This window comes from Brevundimonas sp., from assembly GCF_032107865.1.
Taxonomy (GTDB): domain Bacteria; phylum Pseudomonadota; class Alphaproteobacteria; order Caulobacterales; family Caulobacteraceae; genus Brevundimonas.
The window spans coordinates 1-2,864 of the sequence record NZ_DAMCNG010000288.1; the positions used below are offsets into that span (position 1 = coordinate 1).

General features: G+C 67.5%; 1 protein-coding gene and 2 pseudogenes. 1 reads left to right on the forward strand and 2 read right to left on the reverse strand.

Going from position 1 to position 2,864, the window contains the following annotated elements; translation table 11 throughout:
* Both RT567_RS15640 and RT567_RS15645 read right to left on the reverse strand, forming a co-directional pair.
* Window positions 1-530 (reverse strand): annotated as a pseudogene (locus RT567_RS15640) (hypothetical protein); the annotation flags it as partial.
* A 300-nt stretch (window positions 531-830) separates the two neighbouring features.
* Window positions 831-2,486 (reverse strand): electron transfer flavoprotein-ubiquinone oxidoreductase, encoded by a 1,656-nt coding sequence (locus RT567_RS15645; RefSeq protein WP_313577156.1) that lies wholly within the window; start codon window positions 2,484-2,486, stop codon window positions 831-833.
* Window positions 2,487-2,677: 191 nt separating this feature from the next.
* Between RT567_RS15645 and RT567_RS15650 the strand changes: the two are divergent.
* A pseudogene (locus RT567_RS15650) lies at window positions 2,678-2,864 on the forward strand (uracil-DNA glycosylase); the annotation flags it as partial.

Genomic DNA, 2,864 nt, shown 5'->3' on the forward strand with positions numbered 1-2,864 from the left:
CGCGCGTCGCCGCCGGCATAGGCCTGCACCGCCTGCACCAGGCGCCCCGCCTGGACGATGACCGGCGAGACCTCGGGATCGGTCGGGGCGATGCGGCCCGCTTCGTCCAGATCGCCGGCCAGAAGCGCGGCGGTGAAGGCCTGTTCGCGCACGCGCGGCTGTTCCGGCGTCAGGGCGTAGACCCGGCTGAGATAGTCGGCCCCAATCGCGCTCTCGCCGCTGGTCAGGGCGTTGCGGCCCGCCAGATAGAGGCCGAAGGCGCTGTTCCTATGGGCGTCGAGCGGGATCGGCGCCCATTCGGCGGGAATGGGCGTGACCTTGGGTTCTTCAGGCGCTTCCGGCTCATCGGCGATGATGATGTGCGGGACGGGATCGCCGTTCGGCTCGGCATCCTGTGCTTCAGCTGGAGCGTCGGCCGGGGTTTCCGGCGCGGGCTCGGGCGCCTCCTGCGCCAGGGACGGCGCGGCCAGCGACAGCGCAACGGCGGAAGCCGCCAGGAACAGGACAGGGCGAGAAGAGACGAAACGCATAGCCGGACCCTTCACGCTTTCCCTTTCGCCCGCAAGAGTTCGAAAGCGCAAATCCCTCTCCCGATGGGAGAGGGCTTGAGCCTCCAGGAGCCGAAGGCGATTGGAACCGGCGAAAGGGTGAGGGTTCGGGGGTGAAGTCGGCCGAAGGCCGTAGCTGATCGGCTATGCGACGGCTGACGCCGACGGACAGGACAAGCCCCTCACCCTTTGGCTGCTACGCGCCGCCCTCGGGTCGCGCAAGAACGATCGCTGCGCTCTCGTGCGCTCAAGCCCTCTCCCGCCGGGAGAGGGATTTTCGACTTACATGTTCGGATAGTTCGGGCCGCCGCCGCCTTCGGGCGTGGTCCAGACGATGTTCTGCGACGGATCCTTGATGTCGCAGGTTTTGCAGTGGACGCAGTTCTGGGCGTTGATGACGAAGCGCGGATCGGCGCGGTTCGCCTCGTCGGCATAGACGACTTCATACACGCCCGCCGGGCAGTACAGCCGCGCGGGCTCGCCATACTTCGGCAGGTTGACGTTGATCGGCACCGACGGGTCCAGCAGCTTCAGGTGCGCGGGCTGGTCCTCGGCGTGGTTGGTGTTGGAGATGAAGACGCTCGACAGCTTGTCGAACGACAGCTTCCCGTCCGGCTTGGGATAGACGATCGGCTTGTGCTGCGAAGCGGGTTCGGTCGAGGCCGCGTCGGTCTTGCCGTGGCGCATGGTGCCGAAGAAGGAGAAGCCGCCCGTCAGGTGGTTGACCCACAGGTCGAACATGCCGACCGCCCCGCCCATCATGGTGCCCAGCTTGGACAGCAGCGGCTTGGCGTTGCGGACGACCTTCAGCTCCTTATAGACCCACGAGCGCAGATAGGCCGCCTGATAGGCGCTCAACACGTCGCCCTCGCGGCCTTCCATGACCGCGTCATAGGCGGCGTCGGCCGCCAGCATGCCGGTCTTCATGGCGTTGTGGCTGCCCTTGATGCGCGGCACGTTCACGAAGCCCGCCGAGCAGCCGATCAGGGCGCCGCCGGGGAAGGCCAGCTTGGGCACCGACTGGAAGCCGCCCTCGGTGATGGCGCGGGCGCCGTAGGAGACGCGCGTGCCGCCCTCCAGATGCTCGGCGATGGCCGGGTGGTGCTTGAACTGCTGGAACTCGTCGAACGGCGACAGGAAGGGGTTCTTGTAGTTCAGGTGGACGACGAAGCCGACGGACACATAGCGATCGCCGAAGTGGTACAGGAAGGAGCCGCCGCCCGTCTTGTCGTCCAGCGGCCAGCCGGTGGTATGCTGCACCAGGCCGGGCTGGTGCTTCTCAGCCGGGATCTGCCACAGCTCCTTCAGGCCGATGCCGAACTTCTGGGGATCGGCGTGGTCGCACAGGTTGTGGCGGGCCATGATGGTCTTAGCCAGCGAGCCCCGTACGCCCTCGGCGATGAAGACGTATTTGCCGTGCAGTTCGAGGCCCGGCTGGAACTCGCCAGTCGGCTTGCCCTCGCGGTCGATGCCGAAGACGCCCGCGACGACGCCCTTCACCCGGCCGCTCTCTTCCTCCCAGACCACATGGCTGGCGGCCATGCCGGGATAGACCTCGACGCCCAGGGCCTCGGCCTGTTCGGCCAGCCAGCGCGCGACATTGCCCAGGGAGGCGATGTAGCAGCCGTCATTGTGCATGAAGGGCGGCAGGGCGAACATCGGCAGGGACGCCTGCCCCTGCGGGCCCAGCACCAAGAATTTGTCCTTGGTGACGGGCGTCTCCAGCGGAGCGCCGCGTTCCTTCCAGTCGGGGAACAGCTCGTTCAGCGCCTTCGGATCGATGACAGCGCCTGACAGGACGTGGCCGCCGATCTCGGCCGACTTCTCCAGCACGGCGACGGAAATCTCCTTCCCGTCCTTCTCGGCCCGCTGTTTCAGGCGGATGGCGGCGGACAGGCCGGCGGGGCCGCCGCCGACGATGACGACGTCATATTCCATGACCTCGCGCTCGACGCCCGCCAGGGCCTCGAGCGGCGGCAGGTTGTCGATGACGGCTTCCTGCCATGCGTTCTTGGCGCCGCCTTCGATCATTTCCTCGGCCATGTCCCCTGAATCCTCGTTGTCGTCGTGGTTATCCGCCTTATCGGGAGGTGACGCGGGGGCGGTCAAGGCCTATTGCCTATAGCTTCATGAACGCCCCATCCCTCGACATGGCTGCCGCAGAGGCCCTGTTCGCCTTCTGGCGCGACGCAGGCGTGGACGCCTGTTTCGAGGCGGAGCCTGTCGACCGCACCGTCTTCGTCGCCCCCGTCGCGGCCAAGGGACCGGCCACGATCACGCCCCTGCGCGCCCCCGGCGGCGCGCCCGCGCCCGGCG

Bases quoted from the DNA above. Each gene is read 5' to 3' on its own strand.
- RT567_RS15645 (WP_313577156.1), bottom strand. From the start codon at position 2,486: ATGGAATATGACGTCGTCATCGTCGGCGGCGGCCCCGCCGGCCTGTCC.